1 protein-coding gene is annotated in these 681 nt (G+C 52.1%); it reads left to right on the top strand.

The features are described 5' to 3' along the window. Positions 1-681: tetratricopeptide repeat protein (locus PROAA_RS01260; RefSeq protein ID WP_186409574.1), on the top strand; the 681-nt coding region annotated here is incomplete at both ends.

Below are 681 nucleotides of genomic sequence, written 5' to 3'. Positions count from 1 at the left end.
GGCAGCGCGCAGGAGACGCAAGGCCAACTGGAGGCCGCGGCCGCAAGCTATCGACGGGCGTTGTTTCTGAAGCCTGGCTCTGAAAAGGTTCATCTCAGCCTCGGGGCGGTTCTGATGGATCTTGAGCAATTTGACTCAGCTATAACAACTTATCGAAAATTGCTAGACATTGACCCAAACAATGTTGAGGCATACGGTAACCTTGGTTCGGCATGCAAGGCGCTCGGACAATTCAGTGACGCAGTGGCGAGTTATCGCAGAGCGCTGGAGATCGCTCCTGACTTGGCTGCAGTTCACAGTAATCTGGGTGGGGTTCTATATCATCTTGGGTGGTCGAACGAGGCATTGGAGAGTCATCGACGGGCACTGGAGATCGAGCCGGATTTTGCAGAAGGGCATTTCAATCTGGGCATAACGTTGCAGAATAATGGGCAACTAAAAGAAGCGTTAGTAGAATACCGCCGGGCTCTGGTAATCCTGCCGGGCTATACAGATGCACACAATAATCTTGGCATTGTGTTAAGGCAGACTGGCCAGTTCCAGGACGCCGCAAGGAGCTTTCGTGAAGCATTGGAATGCGATTCCGACTACGTGGATGCACACATGAATCTTGGCGTTGTTCTCAAGGATCTTGGTCAGCTCGATGAGTCATTGGTGAGTACCTACAGGGCACTGGAACTC

Origin of the sequence: Candidatus Propionivibrio aalborgensis, assembly GCF_900089945.1 — a bacterium.
Taxonomy (GTDB): Bacteria; Pseudomonadota; Gammaproteobacteria; order Burkholderiales; family Rhodocyclaceae; genus Propionivibrio; species Propionivibrio aalborgensis.
Note: the sequence above shows the minus strand (reverse complement) of the source record. Positions and strands in the feature narration are given on the sequence as shown.